12 protein-coding genes and 1 pseudogene are annotated in these 16,552 nt (G+C 69.7%); 9 read left to right on the top strand and 4 right to left on the bottom strand.

Annotated features, from left to right (window positions below; all coding sequences use genetic code 11):
• Nucleotides 1-2,026, top strand: a 2,026-nt coding sequence (locus tag StrepF001_RS29070; protein ID WP_129801159.1) for a glycoside hydrolase N-terminal domain-containing protein, incomplete at its 5' end; no start/stop codon positions are given.
• A gap of 25 nt (nucleotides 2,027-2,051) precedes the next feature.
• Complete coding sequence (locus StrepF001_RS29065) at nucleotides 2,052-2,765, top strand: hypothetical protein (RefSeq protein WP_129801158.1); 714 nt, start codon at nucleotides 2,052-2,054, stop codon at nucleotides 2,763-2,765.
• A 110-nt stretch (nucleotides 2,766-2,875) separates the two neighbouring features.
• On the opposite strand, the gene tnpA is transcribed toward StrepF001_RS29065, so the two are convergent.
• Nucleotides 2,876-3,304: an IS200/IS605 family transposase gene (gene tnpA, locus StrepF001_RS29060; RefSeq protein WP_129801157.1), complete on the bottom strand. Its 429-nt coding sequence runs from the start codon at nucleotides 3,302-3,304 to the stop codon at nucleotides 2,876-2,878.
• A gap of 23 nt (nucleotides 3,305-3,327) precedes the next feature.
• Between tnpA and StrepF001_RS29055 the strand changes: the two genes are divergently transcribed.
• Together StrepF001_RS29055 and StrepF001_RS29050 are read left to right on the top strand one after the other, a co-directional pair.
• Nucleotides 3,328-4,650: a transposase gene (locus StrepF001_RS29055; protein ID WP_276322847.1), complete on the top strand. Its 1,323-nt coding sequence runs from the start codon at nucleotides 3,328-3,330 to the stop codon at nucleotides 4,648-4,650.
• 20 nt (nucleotides 4,651-4,670) lie between these two features.
• A pseudogene (locus StrepF001_RS29050) lies at nucleotides 4,671-6,757 on the top strand (CBM35 domain-containing protein); the annotation flags it as partial.
• A gap of 72 nt (nucleotides 6,758-6,829) precedes the next feature.
• On the opposite strand, the gene StrepF001_RS29045 reads toward StrepF001_RS29050, so the two are convergent.
• Nucleotides 6,830-8,872, bottom strand: a complete 2,043-nt coding sequence (locus StrepF001_RS29045; RefSeq protein ID WP_129801156.1) for a glycoside hydrolase family 31 protein — start codon at nucleotides 8,870-8,872, stop codon at nucleotides 6,830-6,832.
• Between the two features lie 71 nt (nucleotides 8,873-8,943).
• Entirely contained in the window at nucleotides 8,944-9,993 is a 1,050-nt protein-coding gene (locus tag StrepF001_RS29040) for a LacI family DNA-binding transcriptional regulator (RefSeq protein WP_129801155.1), read from the bottom strand.
• A gap of 205 nt (nucleotides 9,994-10,198) precedes the next feature.
• Between StrepF001_RS29040 and StrepF001_RS29035 the strand changes: the two genes are divergently transcribed.
• From StrepF001_RS29035 to StrepF001_RS29025, 3 genes are all read left to right on the top strand, one after another.
• Nucleotides 10,199-10,378, top strand: a complete 180-nt coding sequence (locus tag StrepF001_RS29035) for a hypothetical protein (RefSeq protein ID WP_129801154.1) — start codon at nucleotides 10,199-10,201, stop codon at nucleotides 10,376-10,378.
• Nucleotides 10,379-10,641: 263 nt separating this feature from the next.
• Nucleotides 10,642-10,947: a hypothetical protein gene (locus StrepF001_RS29030; RefSeq protein WP_276322848.1), complete on the top strand. Its 306-nt coding sequence runs from the start codon at nucleotides 10,642-10,644 to the stop codon at nucleotides 10,945-10,947.
• Nucleotides 10,948-11,058: 111 nt separating this feature from the next.
• Nucleotides 11,059-12,990: an acyl-CoA dehydrogenase family protein gene (locus StrepF001_RS29025; RefSeq protein WP_129801153.1), complete on the top strand. Its 1,932-nt coding sequence runs from the start codon at nucleotides 11,059-11,061 to the stop codon at nucleotides 12,988-12,990.
• Between the two features lie 164 nt (nucleotides 12,991-13,154).
• On the opposite strand, the gene StrepF001_RS29020 is transcribed toward StrepF001_RS29025, so the two are convergent.
• Complete coding sequence (locus StrepF001_RS29020) at nucleotides 13,155-13,610, bottom strand: lamin tail domain-containing protein (RefSeq protein WP_129801152.1); 456 nt, start codon at nucleotides 13,608-13,610, stop codon at nucleotides 13,155-13,157.
• 207 nt (nucleotides 13,611-13,817) lie between these two features.
• Between StrepF001_RS29020 and dxr the strand changes: the two genes are divergently transcribed.
• Complete coding sequence (gene dxr, locus StrepF001_RS29015; protein WP_129801151.1) at nucleotides 13,818-15,080, top strand: 1-deoxy-D-xylulose-5-phosphate reductoisomerase; 1,263 nt, start codon at nucleotides 13,818-13,820, stop codon at nucleotides 15,078-15,080.
• An 8-nt stretch (nucleotides 15,081-15,088) separates the two neighbouring features.
• Nucleotides 15,089-16,381, top strand: a complete 1,293-nt coding sequence (locus StrepF001_RS29010) for a site-2 protease family protein (RefSeq protein ID WP_129801174.1) — start codon at nucleotides 15,089-15,091, stop codon at nucleotides 16,379-16,381.
• Nucleotides 16,382-16,552: the final 171 nt, after the last annotated feature.

Below are 16,552 nucleotides of genomic sequence, written 5' to 3'. Positions count from 1 at the left end.
CCCCCCGCACCTGGCCGCCGACCTCCCCGCCCTCCAGGACCGTCTGCTCGCCGGTGACCTCACCGCTGCGGAGGGCTTTACCGACGGACGGCCGCTGCAGTGGGTGCAGCCCTTCCATCCCGCCTTCCAGCTACGGCTGCGCCGACCGGCCGGGGACGCGCACGACTACCGGCGACATGTCGACTTCACCACCGGCGAGGTCACCGCCCGCAGCGCCGACTGGAACAGCCGCGTCTTCGTCTCCCGCGCGGACGACGTGATCGTCCAGCAGATCGCGGGCCCGGGACTCACGCTCGACATCCACCAGGACCACCAACTCCCGGACGCACCGGCCGCACTGGCCCTCAGCCACGGCTCCCTCCTCACCCCCGAGGGCGCCGCGCTGACGCTCCGCGCGGGCTACCCGGACAGTGACCGCGCGTACACCGGAGTGACCCTGGTCGCTGTCACCGGCGGCACAGCGACCCTCATCCCGCCCGGGGTGATCGTGGAGGGAGCCGAGTCCGTGCTGCTCCTGGCCCGGGTGCGCCGGCACACCGGCGAGCTGGACGTCGTGGAAGAGACCCGGGCCCTGCGCGAGCTCCTCACCGAGCAGCCGTACGACGATCTCCTCGACCGGCACGTACGCCTGCACCGCACCGCCTACACCCGCGTCACCCTCGACCTGGCCGCCGACCCGGCCGAACGCGCCCTCCCCGGCTCCGAGCTGCTCGAACGCCCGAAGAGCCCGGCCCTCCTCGAACGCCTCTTCGCAGCCGGCCGCTACCACCTGCTCTCCTCCAGCGGTCTGAACCCGCCCCGTCTCACCGGCCTGTGGACCGGCGACTGGAACACCGCCTGGTCCGGCGCCTTCACCACCAACGCCAACCTCAACCTCCAGACAGCATCCGCCGCCTCAGCAGCGCTCCCCGAAGTGACGCAAGCCCTGGAGTCCCTGATCCACCGTCAGCTCCCGCACTGGCGGGAGAACGCCCGCACGATCTACGGCGCCCGAGGCGTCGTGGCGCCCACGCACACCGACGGCGAGTCCGGCTTCACGTACCACTACAACCGCGAGTACCCCCACCAGTTGTGGACCGCCGGTGCCGACTGGCTGCTCAAGCCACTCGTCGACCACGACGAGACCCGCGGCGAACGCGATCCCCGTACCGCCGCCGTGCTCGCCGAAGTCGCCCGGTTCTACGAGGACTTCCTGACCCGGACCGACGCCGACGGCCACCTGGTCGTCGTCCCGTCCTACTCGCCCGAGAACCGCCCCGCGGGCGCCAGCTGGGGCACGGTCAACGCCGCCATGGACCTCTCCGCGGCCCGGCACGCGCTCCGCACGGCGGCCGAGTACCACCCTGGACAGGCCCCGCGCTGGCGCGCCCTCGCCGACCGCCTCCCGCCGCACCGCATCAACGCCGACGGAGCCCTCGCCGAATGGGCCTGGCCCGGCCTGGAGGACACCTACGACCACCGTCACCTCAGCCACCTCTACGGCGTCTGGCCGCTCGACGAGATCAACCCGTACGACACACCCGACCTGGCGGCCGCTGCCCACCGGGCGCTGGAACTGCGCGGTGCCGAGAACGACTCGGCGCACGGCCATCTGCACCACGCCCTGATCGCGGCCCGGCTGCGGGACCACGAGCGGGTCGCGCGGGCGCTCGCGAGTGTCCTGGACGGTGACTTCTTCCACGCCGCCCTGATGAGCGCCCACTACCCCCACCGGAACGTCTACAACGCGGACGCCGCCCACGCCCTCCCGGCGGTGCTCATCGAGATGCTCGTGCAGTCGACGCCCGACCGGCTGGTCCTGCTCCCCGCGCTGCCGGCCGGCCTCCCAGCGGGCGGACTCCGGGGAATCCGCACCCGGTTCGGCGCCGAGCTCGACCTCACCTGGAGCCCGGACCACGCCACCGTCGTCCTGCGGCCCACCCGCACCCACCGCATCGAAGTCAGGACTTCCTCCGGCGCACAGCCGCTCGACCTCGTCGCCGGAGAGGCCTGCGTCCTCACCCTGGGGGCGCAGGAGACCCCGTAATCCCCCCACCCATGGAAGGGACACCATGGCATCAAGCACGCTCGGCAAGGTCACCAAGGCCCTGCTGGCCCCGGCCCTCGCGCTCGGCGTCACCGTCGGCCTCGCCTCCGCCCCCGCCCACGCCGCCGTCTGGAACTCCTGCGACCAGTGGGGCAACACGAACCTGAACGGCTACACGCTCTACAACAACATCTGGGGCAGCGGCGCCGGCAGCCAGTGCATCTGGGCGAACTCCGGCACCAACTGGGGAGTCTGGGCCGACCACCCCAACACCGGCGGCATCAAGTCCTACCCCAACTCCAAGAAGGTGATCAACAAGACGATCACCTCCCTCGGCTCCCTCACCAGCAACTACAACGTCACGGTCCCGTCCTCCGGCGCGTACAACACCTCGTACGACATCTGGGACACCGACTACGACTACGAGATCATGCTCTGGGTGAACTACAACGGAGCCGTCGGCCCGCTCGGCACCTCGCAGGGCAGCGTCACCCTCGGCGGCCACACCTGGAACGTCTACAAGGGCAACAACGGCGCCAACGAGGTCTTCTCGTTCCTGCGGACCTCCGACTCCAACTCCGGCACCGTCAACATCCTCCCGATCCTGAAGTGGATCAAGGACACCAAGGGCTGGATGGGCAACGAGACCATCGGTGACGTGCAGTTCGGCTACGAGGTCACCTCGTCGTCCGGCGGCCTGGACTTCATCACCAACAACCTGACGGTCAGCAGCAGTTGACCACCCCGCCCGGGCCGGTTCCACACTTCGGGGCTGGTCCGGGCCCGCAGAGCGACTCATGACTGGTTTCATCCCGGCGCGGAGCGCGGGGCATCGCTGCGAAGCAATGCTCACACGGGGCGCTGCTGGTTCTTGATGTACTGGCGTACGACGGTCAGTGGTGCACCGCCGCAGCTCCCGGCGAAGTACGAACCGGACCAGAAGTGGCCGCCCCACAGGTACCGGCGCACGTGGGCGTTGTACTCCTTGCGCAGCAGCCGGGCGGAGACGCCCTTGAGGGAGTTGACCAGCTTGGAGAGCTGGACCTTGGGCGGGTAGTGCACGAGCAGGTGCACGTGGTCGTCCTCGCCGTTGAACTGCTTCAGCTCCGCCTCGAAGTCCTCGCACACCTCCCGCATGATCTGCTCGCACCGGTCGAGCATGGCGTCGGTGAAGACGTCACGCCGGTACTTGGTGATGAACACCAAGTGGACATGAAGGTTGTGGACGACGTGACGACCGGTGCGTACATCGGGATCTGGATTCCAGCGTGGTGACATAGACCGAATGGTATTGTGATCGTGTGGCTACGGAGCGTGCGCAGGAGAAGCGGCAGTTCGGGCACCGCGCCCGGCTGGTGCTGACACCTGCGCAGATCCGGCTCATCGACGGCCAGGCGCACGCCGCCCGCACGACGTGGAACCTCCTGCACGACTGGTGGACGATGTTGCCGAAGGGCAAGCGCACGCTGGCCGCGGCGGACGCCGCGATCCGCCAGGCCCGCAAGGACATCGACTGGCTCGCCGCCCTTCCCGCCCAGGCCGCACAGGCAGTCCTCAAGACGTACGTCCAGGCATGGAAGAACTGCTGGGAAGGACGGGCCGAAGCCCCGAACTTCAAGGCCCGCTTCCGGTCGGTGATGAGCGTGGACATCCCGCAGGGCCGCGACCTGCAGATCAAACGCGTTCACCGCCGTTGGGGCATGGTCAACATCCCCAAGATCGGCCGTGTCCGCTTCCGCTGGACCAAAGGCCTCCCCATCGGGAAGGACGCGAACGTCGACAACAAGATCACCGGCGCCCGGCTGGTCAAGGACGCCCTCGGCTGGCACATCGCCTTCCGCATCCAGACCCTCGACCCCGCACCCGAGCCGCACACCGGCCCCGAGGTCGGCATCGACGCCGGAGTCACCATCCCCCTCGCCCTGTCCGACGCAAACCACCAGGACCACGGCCGACCCGCCCGCCTTCCGGACGGCACGGCCGACCGGGACAAGTGGCTGACCACCGACGAGAAGGCCAAGCTGCTCCGGCTGGAGCGGCGGGCCGCACACCGCAAGAGCTTCCGCAAGCCAGGGCAGAAGACCTCCAACCGGCTGAAGCGGACCTACGACCAGATCGCGAGCCTTCGTGCGAGAGCCAAGCGCAGGGCGACCGACTGGCAGCACCAGACCACCACCGAACTCGCCCGTACCTACGGCGTGATCGTGGTGGAACAACTGGACATCCCGAACATGGTCAAGAGCGCCAGGGGCACCATGGAGAACCCGGGAAGGAACGTCGCGCAGAAGTCCGGCCTGAACCGCTCCATCAGCCAGGAGGCATGGGGCAGGACCATGACGATGCTGACGTACAAGACCGCCCGCCACGGCGGCATCCTGCACAAGGTTCCCGCCCCCGGCACCTCCCAACGCTGCTCGGCCTGCGGCCTCACCATGCCGGGCAGCCGGGAGAACCAGGCCGTGTTCGTGTGCAAGAACGAAGGCTGCGGCTGGTCCGGCAACGCAGACCACAATGCCGCCCGGAACGTCCTGCACCTGTACCGGATGGGCCACGCGCTCATCCCGGCTGCCGGGAGGGCAGTCGTCAGGCGCCCGCGAGGCGTCAAGCCCGCCACCGCAAGGTAGGCGGGAATCTCCCGGCTTCAGCCAGGAGAACACTCCAAATCCCGTTCAACGAACCCGACCAGATCTGGTACAAACTGGGCGTCTCCGACCAGGCGCAGTACGAGGCCAACCGGGACCGCTTCTTCAAGGACTGGAAGACGGTCTACCAGCGCATCCGCGCCATCGACCCCGACGCGAAGATCGCCGGCCCCAACGAGGCGGCCTATCACACCCGCCTGCTGACCGACTTCCTCACCTTCGCCCAGCGCGAGAACGTCATGCCCCAGGTGATGACCTGGCACGAGCTGGGATCCGGCTCACTGCGCGACTTCCAGGCCCACTACGACGACTACCGCGCCATCGAACGCCGGCTCGGCATCGCACCCCTGAAGATCAACATCGACGAGTACGCCAACCGCCGCGACCTGTCCGTCCCCGGCCAGCTCGTCCAGTGGGTCTCGATGTTCGAGCGGAACAAGGTGTACGCCAACCAGGCCTACTGGGACGCCGCCGGCAACATGGACGGCAATGTCGTCCGCTCGAACATCCCCAACGGGGGCTGGTGGTTCTTCCGCTGGTACGCGGGCCTGACCGGCGACACCGTCAAGGTGACCCCGCCGCAGGCCGACGCCATCGACACCCTCCAGGGCCTCGCCTCCCTCGACACCTCCCGCCGCCAGGCCCAGGTCCTGCTCGGCGGCTCCGCCGGCGACTCCGACGTGGTGGTGCGGAACGTCTCCCGGAACCTCTTCGGCCGTACGGTCACCGCGACCGTCGCCGAGGCCGCCTGGTCCGGCTACGAGGGTCAGCATGCGACGCCCCGTGTCCTCGCGCGGACGAAGCTGACGGTGGCGGCCGACGGCACGGTGACCGTCCCGCGCTGCGCGGCATGCACAAGATGTCCGCCTACCGGATCGTCCTCACCCCCGGCGGCTCCGGCACCCCGACCGCCGCCTCCGTCCCGTGGTCGGCGTCGTACGAGGCCGAGGACGCGGCCATCACCGGCGGCCAGGTCTACACCCAGGGCACGGTCAGCAACGCCAACGGCTACGCGGCCTCCGGCACGAAGGACGTCGGCTCGCTGGGCACCGCCTCCAGCAAGGTCGACTTCACGGTGACCGTGCCCGAGACCGGCACGTACGACCTGGCGATCCTCTACGGCAACCAGTCGGGCGCACCCGCCACCCAGCAGCTGTCCGTCGACGGCGGGGAGCCGGTGACGGTCAGCTACCCCTCCACCGAGAACTGGACCTACCGCGCCAAGAAGGACGTCACCGTCCGCCTCACGGCCGGCACCCATGTGCTCACCCTGGCCAAGGGCGACGCCGAGGTCACCCTCGACCGCATCGACCTGACCGCCCGGACCGGCGAACCTTCGGCGTCGTACGAGGCCACCCTTGCGGACATCAGCGGCAGGCCGTCCTACGACTACTCCTCCTCGGCCGGTGTCGGCACGGGCGCCCTGGTCCTGCGCTCCGGCGACAAGGCGGTCTTCGACGTCTACGCCCCGCGCGACGCCTACTACACGGTGGTGCCGAGGTCCTCGGCGGCGGTGCAGCTCACCCTGCACGGAGAGACGGTGACGGCGGCACCCGGCCGGCCCCTGCGGCTGTACCTCGTCGCGGGCAACAACCGCATCGCGACGACCGCCCAGAACGCCTCCGTCCGCTCCCTCGACGTCTCCGGCGCCGGCTCCACCACCGGCACGCTCTCCTACGAGGGCGCCTCGGCCGGCCTCGCGGGCGGCGCCCGGCTCGTCGACTCCGCGCACGCCTCGGCCGGGTCGTACATCGGCTGGCTGGGCAACAGCCCCGAAAGCACCGCCGAGTTCACCGTGGACGCGCCCAGGCCGGGCCGCTATCTGCTGGTCGTCCACTACGCGCACAACGACCGGCGCGACAACGGCCACGCCTACAACACCGACATCATGTCCCGTACGGCGGACATCACGGTCGGCGCCGACGCTCCCCGCAAGGTCACCTTCAAGAACACCTGGAGCTGGGACGACTACTGGACGCTGGGCGTCCCCGTCGACCTGAAGCAGGGCGTCAACAAGGTGACGTTCGGCAACGCGAGCGCATGGGCGCCGGACATCGACCGGATCGAACTGGGCCGGATCGTCGGCTGAGGGACGTCCGCAGGGGCCTCGGCCACCGCATCCGCCGGTGGCCGAGGCCCTCCCCTCCTGCGTGCCCCGCCGCTACCCGGCGACCGGCAGCGAGGCCCCGTCCCGCAGGAACAGCGGGATCCGGTCCAGCGGGGCGTCGACCGTCACGGCCGCACCGCCCTCGTACGTCTCACCCGTCCACGCGTCCGTCCAGGTCGCGCCCGCCGGGAGATACACCGTGCGGGCCGTGGCGCCCGCCGTCAGCACCGGCGCGACCAGCAGATCGCGGCCGAAGAGATACGCGTCGTCGACCGCCCAGGCCCCCTGGTCCTCGGGGAACTCCAGGAACAGCGGCCGCATCACCGGCAGGCCCTCCTCGTGGGCCTCGCGCATGACGTCCAGGATGTACGGCTTCAGGCGCTCACGCAGCCGCAGGTACTGCTCCAGGATCGCCCCGGCCTCCTCGCCGTACGACCACACCTCGTTCGGGCCGCCGGTCATCTCCGGGCCGAGCGGCATACCCGGGTCGCGGAAGCCGTGCAGACGCATCAGCGGGGACAGCGCGCCGAACTGGAACCAGCGGACCATCACCTCGCGGTACTCCTTCTCGTCCGGGTCGCCGCCGTGGAAGCCGCCGATGTCCGTGTTCCACCACGGGATGCCCGAGAGCGCGGTGTTGAGGCCGGCCGCGATCTGGCGGCGCAGGGTCGCGAAGTCGGTGCCGATGTCGCCGGACCACAGGGCGGCGCCGTAGCGCTGACTGCCCGCCCACGCCGAGCGGTTGAGGGTGATGATGTCGGACTCGCCCTCCGCGAGCAGGCCCTCGTAGAAGGTGCGGGCGTTCTCGGCCGGGTACATGTTCCCGACCTCCAGGCCCGGGCCCGCCCAGTAGCGCAGGTTCTCCTGGAAGCCGGGCTTCAGCTCCGGCTCGCAGGCGTCCAGCCAGAAGGCATCGATGCCGTACGGGGCAAGGTAGTTGTCGCGCACCTTCGACCACACGAACTCCCGGGCGTCCGGGTTGGTGGCGTCGTAGAAGGCGACCTGGACGGTGGAGGCGACCTCCTTGTCCGGCCAGTCGGCGTGCGCCATCGGGCCGTACTGGGTGCCGATGAAGTAGCCGCGCTGCTCCATGACCGGGTGGTTCTCGCTCAGCGGGGACACCGACGGCCACACCGACACGACCAGCTTGATGCCGAGTTCGTCCAGCTCCCGCACCATCGCCGCCGGGTCGGGCCATTCCTTCGGGTCGAACTTCCACTCGCCCAGGTGCGTCCAGTGGAAGAAGTCGCAGACGATGACATCGATGGGCAGGCCGCGGCGCTTGTACTCCCGTGCCACGGCGAGGAGTTCGTCCTGGGTGCGGTAGCGCAGCTTGCACTGCCAGAAGCCCGCCGCCCACTCGGGCAGCATCGGCGTCCGGCCCGTGGCCGCGCTGTAGCGGCGCTGGGCGTCGGCCGGGGCGCCGGCGGTGATCCAGTAGTCGATCTGGCGGGCGGAGTCGGCGACCCAGCGGGTGCCGTTGTGCGCGAGCTCCACGCGGCCGATCGCCGGGTTGTTCCACAGCAGGGTGTAGCCGCGGCTGGAGGTCAGCACCGGGATGCCGACCTCGGCGTTGCGCTGCACCAGGTCGAGGACCAGGCCCTTCTGGTCCAGCCGCCCGTGCTGGTGCTGGCCGAGGCCGTACAGCTTCTCGCCCTCGTAGGCGGCGAACCGCTGCTCCAGGCGGTGATGGCCGTTGCCGACGGCGGTGTAGAGACGCGGGCCGGGCCACCAGAAGTGGGCGCGTTCCTCGGCGAGCAGCTCGTCCCCGCCGGCGGTGTCGAGGAACCGGATCAGGCCCTCGGCGTCGACGTGCACGGTCAGCGCGCCGACGGTCAGCCGGCCCTCCCCGTCCACGATCTTGACGGTGCTCTCGGTCGGCGGGGCCTCGTCCAGGAGCGCGCCCGGCAGTCCCTCGAGGACCGGACCGCCGAGCCGCGCCCGCACCCGGACCGCGTCCGGACCCCACGGCTCGATGCGTACGGTCTCCTGGCGGCCGCTCCACTCCAGACCGCCGTCCCGCTCACGGAACGTGCCGACGGTGGGGGAGGACTGGGCCAGGCTGACCTTGGGCTGGTTTTCGGCAGGCTGATTCACTTGGGGGCTCCTGTGAGGAGTGCAGACAGGGAGGTGCCTTGAAAGGGGTGGTGCGACCGGTGTCAGGACCGTCAGGATCCGGACGGAACCGGTCCCGAGCTCGCCCGGACCGTCAACTCGGGGGCGATCAGCACGACCTCGTCACTGCCCCGTCCGTCCAGCTTCGCGACCAGGTGTTCCACGGCGTGCCGGCCCATCTCCTGCGCCGGGATGGCGACCGACGTCAGCCGCACCGACGCCTGGGTGGCGACCTGGTCCGGGCAGATCGCGACCACCGACACGTCCTCCGGCACGGCCCGGCCCTGCTGGCGCAGCAGCGCGAGCAGCGGCTCGACCGCCGACTCGTTCTGCACGACGAATCCGGTCGTCGCCGGACGCTCGTCGAAGACCCGGGCGAGCGTCACCGCCATCGCGTCGTAACCGCCCTCACAGGGGCGGTGCAGCACCCGCAGCCCCAACTCCCGTGCACGGGAGCGGAGTCCGTCGAGGGTGCGCTCGGCGAAACCGGTGTGCCGCTCGTACACCGCGGGCGCCTCGCCGATGACAGCGATGTCGCGGTGACCCAGCTTGGCGAGATGCTCGACGCAGAGCGCGCCCGTGGCCGCGAAGTCCAGGTCGACGCAGGTGAGCCCGGTGGTGTCGGCGGGCAGTCCGATCAGGACGGACGGCTGGTCGTCCCCCACTCTCGGCTTCGCTCGAGCGGGGGCACCCCCATCGCGCAGCAACGGCAGCCGGTCGTCGTCCAGCTCGACGTCCATCAGGATCATGGCGTCGGCCAGCCCGCTGCCGGTGACCCGGCGCACCGCGTCGGGGCCCTCCTCGCCGGTGAGCAGCAGGACGTCGTAGCCGTGCGTCCGGGCGGTGGTGGCCACGGCGATGGCGATCTCCATCATCACCGGCACGTACATGTCCGTGCGCAGTGGAATCATCAGGGCGATGATGTTCGACCGGCTGCTCGCCAGGGCGCGGGCGCCGGCGTTCGGGTGGTAGCCCAGCTCCCGGATGCTCTGCTCGACCCGGTGCCGGGTGGTCGCGGAGATGGACCGCTTGCCGCTGAGGACATAGCTCACCGTGCTCGCCGACACTCCGGCGTGCTGGGCGACCTCGGCGAGGGTGACCATCCAGCTCTCCAAGCTTTGTGAAGCGCTTCGACAGTGCGCATTGCGAACAACGGCGGGTGAGGGTGGTTCGACAGTAGCCCTAGCCGAGGTGGGTGTCCATAGTGTGTCGAAGCGCTTCGACAATGATTTTCGGCCGGTACGGCAACCTTGGCGCGCCCGGCGGCCACGGAAGGGACGTACGCGCACCGTCGCCCGCAGGGCCCCCATGCAACACCGTCGTCCCCGCCTGTCTCGCAAGGCGAAGGCCCTCCTCGTCGGCGCGGAACGGTCGCACCCGGCTGCCGCGGGCGTCACCGTCGCCCGCGCCGGCGAGGAGAGCAAGAAGCGCGCGGACTTCGCCGCGCTCGGCAAGTACTACGTCACCTTCTCGGCCGTGTACAGCTGAGCTCGTCGGCTCGGCTGTACACACCTCGTCGCGCTCCCGACTGCCCCCTACGACAGGACGGTCACGGGTCGCATCCACCCTCTGGTCACAGGGTGCGGGCACGGTGACAGGCACCCACATCAGGCAACGCCCGATGACGACGGCCCGGTCAACGCCACGTACAACCGTGCCCCCGGCCGTAGCCGGTTCGTGCCTTCGAGGGGCTCACGGGCTGTCACTACGACGCTACCGCCCAGCGGGCCCCTCCCGGGCCAGAAGTAGTCATTCTCGGTGACCAGTGGGACGCACGTTCGGGCGCTACGGCGCCCCTCGGCAAGTACGGCAGCGCGAGCCTGGGTGGCGCGATGTGGGACATCTACCAGGGCAACATCGGCTGGAACGTCTACTCCTTCGTCCGCCGCACCAACACCACCAAGGCCACCCTCAACCTCGACGACTTCACCCAGGCACTCGTTCGGCGCAAGCTGATCGGCAACGACAAGTACGTCTCCGGGATCGAGGCCGGCACCGAGGTTTTCCAGGGCAAGGGCCGCCTTGACACCAAGGCGTACTCCGTCGACATCGGCTGAAGGTTTGCGCGCGGGGTGGTGGCCGGGCCCCGGATCGGGTACATACGATCGAGTAGCACCCGTCGGTAACCAAATCGGACCTTGATCCCTATTCGCGGCGAGGTGAGCCTCATGTCCGCAGCTCCCACCCGACCCACCGTCACCGAACGTGAGGCCCGCCAGGTGGCGGAGGCGGCCCGTGAACAGGACTGGCGCAAGCCCAGCTTCGCCAAGGAACTGTTCCTCGGTCGCTTCCGCCTCGACCTCATCCATCCCCACCCCCTGCCCGCCGACGACGACGTCCAGCGGGGCGAGGAGTTCCTCGCCAAGCTGCGCGACTTCTGCGAGACGAAGATCGACTCCGCCCGCATCGAGCGGGACGCCCAGATCCCCGACGAGGTGATCGACGGGCTCAAGGAGCTCGGCGCCCTCGGCATGAAGATCGACACCAAGTACGGCGGGCTCGGCCTCACGCAGGTGTACTACAACAAGGCGCTCGCGCTGGCGGGCTCGGCCTGCCCCGCGGTCGGCGTACTGCTCTCGGCGCACCAGTCGATCGGCGTGCCGCAGCCGCTGAAACTGTTCGGCACGCAGGAGCAGAAGGAACGGTTCCTGCCCCGCTGCGCCCGCACCGACATCAGCGCCTTTCTGCTGACCGAGCCCGACGTCGGCTCCGACCCCGCCCGGCTGGCCACGACCGCGGTGCCGGACGGGGACGACTACGTCCTCGACGGGGTGAAGCTGTGGACCACCAACGGGGTGGTCGCCGACCTGCTGGTGGTCATGGCCCGGGTGCCGAAGAGCGAGGATCACAAGGGCGGCATCACCGCCTTCGTCGTGGAGACCAACTCGCCCGGCATCACCGTGGAGAACCGCAACGCCTTCATGGGCCTGCGCGGCATCGAGAACGGCGTCACCCGCTTCCACCAGGTCCGCGTCCCCGCCGCCAACCGCATCGGGCCGGAGGGTGCCGGCCTGAAGATCGCGCTGACCACACTCAACACCGGGCGGCTCTCCCTGCCCGCGTCGTGCGTCGGCGCCGGCAAGTGGTGCCTGAAGATCGCCCGGGAATGGACGGCTGCGCGCGAACAGTGGGGCAAGCCGATCGCCGAGCACGAGGCGGTCGGGGGGAAGATCTCCTTCATCGCGGCCACCACCTTCGCCCTGGAGGCCGTGACCGACCTGGCCTCGCAGATGGCCGACGAGGACCGCAACGACATCCGCATCGAAGGGGCGCTCGCCAAGCTCTACGCCTCCGAGATGGCCTGGCAGATGGCCGACGAACTCGTCCAGATCCGCGGCGGCCGCGGCTTCGAGACGGCCGAGTCCCTGCGGGCGCGCGGCGAGCGCGGGGTGCCGGCCGAACAGGTCCTGCGGGACCTGCGGATCAACCGCATCTTCGAGGGCTCGACGGAGATCATGCACCTGCTGATCGCCCGCGAGGCGGTCGACGCCCATCTGTCGGTCGCCGGAGACCTGATCGACCCCGACAAGACCCTGCAGGACAAGGCGAAGGCAGGCGCGAACGCCGGTGTCTTCTACGCCAAGTGGCTGCCGAAGCTCGTCGCGGGACCGGGCCAGCTCCCCTCGTCCTACGGCGAGTTCAAGCACGGGATCGACCTCTCCCCGCATCTGCGCTTCGTCGAGCGGCACGCCCGCAAGCTCGCCCGCTCCACCTTCTACGCCATGTCCCGCTGGCAGGGCCGGATGGAGACCAAGCAGGGCTTCCTGGGCCGGGTGGTCGACATCGGTGCCGAACTGTTCGCGATGAGCGCGGCCTGCGTACGTGCCGAGCTCCTGCGTCGCCGGGGCGAGAACGGCCGCGAGGCCTACCAGCTGGCCGACGCCTTCTGCCGCCAGGCCCGCATCCGCGTCGACGAACTCTTCGGCCGCCTGTGGACCAACACCGACGACCTCGACCGGCAGGTCGTCAAGGGCGTCCTGGCAGGCCGCTACGAGTGGCTGGAGCACGGCGTCATCGACCCCTCGAGCGAGGGCCCGTGGATCGCGGACGCGACCCCCGGACCCTCCCAGAAGGAGAACGTGCACCGACCTGTCAGGTGAGCTCAGCCCCGCGCCCTGAGGGCCGCGGGGCTGTGTCGACATGCGGCTCCGCTACAGCGGAGCGGTCGGGCAGCGCCCTGAAGGGGCGCGGGGAACTGCGCGACCAGCCACAACGGCGCCGCAGATGATCGACGGCGGCAATCCGCGGCACCCCGGCGGAGCGCTCAGCACCACTTGTCGCTCGGATCCCGCGTCGTCCAGGAGCAGGAGTCGACCTTCGCGCCGCTCGCCTTGGTGAGTGTGGCGGTGTCGCTGGTGTTGTTCCACACGTACCAGCCGCGGTCCTGGTACTTGTTCGACGCGGTGTCCCTGCCGACACCGGTCTTCACCTTCATCGTCTTGCCCGCGCCGATCTTGACATTGGGGAAGACGTACTTGTGGTTCGCCTTGTCCTTCAGGACCCAGCCCTTCAGCGAGATCGCCGAGCGGCTGGTGTTCTTGATCTCCACCCACTCGCTGTTGAGGCTGGTGTTGGAGCCGGTGTCCGAGCCGGGGCTGTCGAACCAGACATGGTGGATGACCACACCGCCGGCCGCCTGGGCCGGAGTGCTGAGCACGGTGCCGGTGAGCGCCATCGCGCCCGCGAGCGCGGACAGGGCAAGAGCAGCGCGTATGCGCATGGAGAGATCCCCCCAAGGATGTCGTCCGAAGTCATGCGACGGCCGGGCCCCCGCCCGACGTGACCGAAGTCTTATCACACGATCTTCACGCGAGTTTCACAAACCCCGAATCTGTTCGCTTCGGCGACAAGCCAGACAAGGCACCCGCCGCACCCACCCGAGGGACACCCTGTCCTGGCGGACATCCGTTGCGGCAACAATGGGGGGATGAGCGACAGTCCAGCCCCACTCGCCGACCCGCACCTCGTCTACGACCCGGTGACGGCAGACGGCCCGAAGGACGTGGTGATCCTCGGCTCCACCGGGTCGATCGGCACCCAGGCCATCGACCTCGTGCTGCGCAACCCCGACCGGTTCCGGATCACCGGACTCTCCGCCAACGGCGGCCGGGTCGCCCTCCTCGCCGAGCAGGCGTTCCGGCTGCGGGTCCGGACCGTCGCGGTCGCCCGCGAGGACGTCGTACCGGCGCTGCGCGAAGCCCTGAGCGCCCAGTACGGCACCGGGGAGCCGCTCCCCGAGATCCTGGCCGGCCCCGACGCGGCCACCCACCTCGCCGCCTCCGACTGCCACACCGTCCTCAACGGCATCACCGGCTCCATCGGCCTCGCCCCGACCCTCGCCGCCCTGGAGGCGGGCCGCACCCTCGCGCTCGCCAACAAGGAGTCGCTCATCGTGGGCGGCCCGCTGGTCAAGGCCCTCGCCAAGCCCGGCCAGATCATTCCCGTCGACTCCGAGCATGCCGCCCTCTTCCAGGCGCTGGCGGCCGGCACCCGGACCGACGTACGCAAGCTCGTCGTCACGGCGTCCGGCGGCCCCTTCCGCGGCCGTACGAAGGCGGAGCTGGCGAACGTCACCGTCGAGGACGCCCTGGCCCACCCCACCTGGGCCATGGGCCCGGTGATCACGATCAACTCCGCGACCCTGGTCAACAAGGGCCTGGAGGTCATCGAGGCACACCTGCTGTACGACATTCCCTTCGACCGCATTGAGGTGGTCGTGCACCCGCAGTCGTATGTCCACTCGATGGTTGAGTTCACGGACGGATCCACGATCGCCCAGGCGACGCCCCCCGACATGCGCGGGCCCATCGCCATCGGCCTCGGCTGGCCGGAACGCGTCCCCGACGCGGCCCCCGCCTTCGACTGGAGCAAGGCGTCGGCCTGGGAGTTCTTCCCGCTCGACAACGACGCCTTCCCGTCCGTCGACCTCGCCCGGCACGTCGGCGAGCTCGCAGGCACGGCCCCGGCGGTGTTCAATGCCGCCAACGAGGAGTGCGTGGAGGCGTTCCGCAGTGGAGCGCTGCCGTTCAGTGGGATCATGGAAACCGTCACGCGGATCGTCGACGAACACGGCGTCCCGCGCGCGGGAACCTCACTGACCGTGTCGGACGTCCTCGAAGCGGAGACCTGGGCGCGTGCCCGGGCCCGGGAACTGACAGCACAGACGGCCACCGCGGAGGCGCGTGCATGACGACCCTGATGATGATCCTCGGCATAGTCGTCTTCGCGGTCGGCCTGCTGTTCTCGATCGCGTGGCACGAGCTGGGGCACCTGTCCACGGCCAAGCTCTTCGGCATCCGCGTGCCGCAGTACATGGTCGGTTTCGGCCCGACCATCTTCTCGCGCAAGAAGGGCGAGACCGAGTACGGCATCAAGGCCATCCCGCTCGGCGGCTACATCCGCATGATCGGCATGTTCCCGCCCGGCCCCGACGGCAGGCTGGAGGCCCGCTCCACCTCGCCGTGGCGCGGCATGATCGAGGACGCCCGCTCGGCGGCCTTCGAGGAGCTCAGGCCCGGCGACGAGAACCGCATGTTCTACACGCGCAAGCCGTGGAAGCGGGTCATCGTGATGTTCGCGGGCCCCTTCATGAACCTGATCCTGGCGGTGGTGCTGTTCCTCACCGTCCTGATGGGCTTCGGCATCTCCCAGCAGACCACCAGCGTCAGCTCGGTCTCCCAGTGCGTCATCGCCCAGAGCGAGAACCGCGACGACTGCCAGAAGTCCGACCCCGCCTCCCCGGCCGCGGCGGCCGGCCTCAAGGCGGGCGACAAGATCGTCGCCTTCAACGGTATGCGCACGGACGACTGGAACGAGCTCTCCGACCTGATCCGCGCCAACCCCGGCAAGGAGGTGCCGATCGTCGTCGAGCGGGGGGGCGAGGAAGTCACCCTGCAGGCGAAGATCGCCACCAACCAGGTCGCCAAGAAGGACTCCAGCGGCCAGATCGTCCAGGGCGAGTACGTCACCGCCGGCTTCCTCGGCTTCAGCGCCGCCACCGGCATCGTCCGGCAGGACTTCGACGATTCCCTGGTGTGGATGGGCGACCGGGTCGACGAGGCCGTCGACTCACTCGCCGCCCTGCCCGGGAAGATCCCGGCCCTGTGGAACGCGGCCTTCGACGGCGCCGAGCGCGAACCCGACTCCCCGATGGGCGTGGTCGGCGCGGCCCGCGTGGGCGGCGAGATCTTCACCCTCGACATCCCGCCCACCCAGCAACTGGCCATGGCCCTGATGCTGGTCGCAGGCTTCAACCTCTCCCTGTTCCTCTTCAACATGCTCCCGCTGCTGCCGCTGGACGGCGGGCACATCGCGGGGGCGCTGTGGGAGTCGCTGCGCCGGAACGTGGCGAGGGTGCTGCGCAGGCCGGACCCCGGTCCGTTCGACGTGGCGAAGCTGATGCCGGTGGCCTATGTGGTGGCCGGGATCTTCATCTGCTTCACCCTCCTCGTCCTCATCGCGGACGTGGTTAACCCCGTGAGAATCTCCTAGTCACCCGGCGTTGAAGGCGGCCCGGCATGCTGTGCGCCGGGCCGCCTTCCATCGAGTGGGTTTCGACGGGCGATGGGGGTCCCCCCGCCGAGCGTATTCGAGGTGGGGGAGTGCTCGCGCACAAGCCCGTGCCGTAATCTCGAAGCCTGGAGCCCGCTGCTGACGGGACCG

Origin of the sequence: Streptomyces sp. F001 (assembly GCF_004187715.1) — a bacterium.
GTDB lineage: Bacteria > Actinomycetota > Actinomycetes > Streptomycetales > Streptomycetaceae > Streptomyces > Streptomyces flavusporus.
Note: the sequence above shows the minus strand (reverse complement) of the source record. Positions and strands in the feature narration are given on the sequence as shown.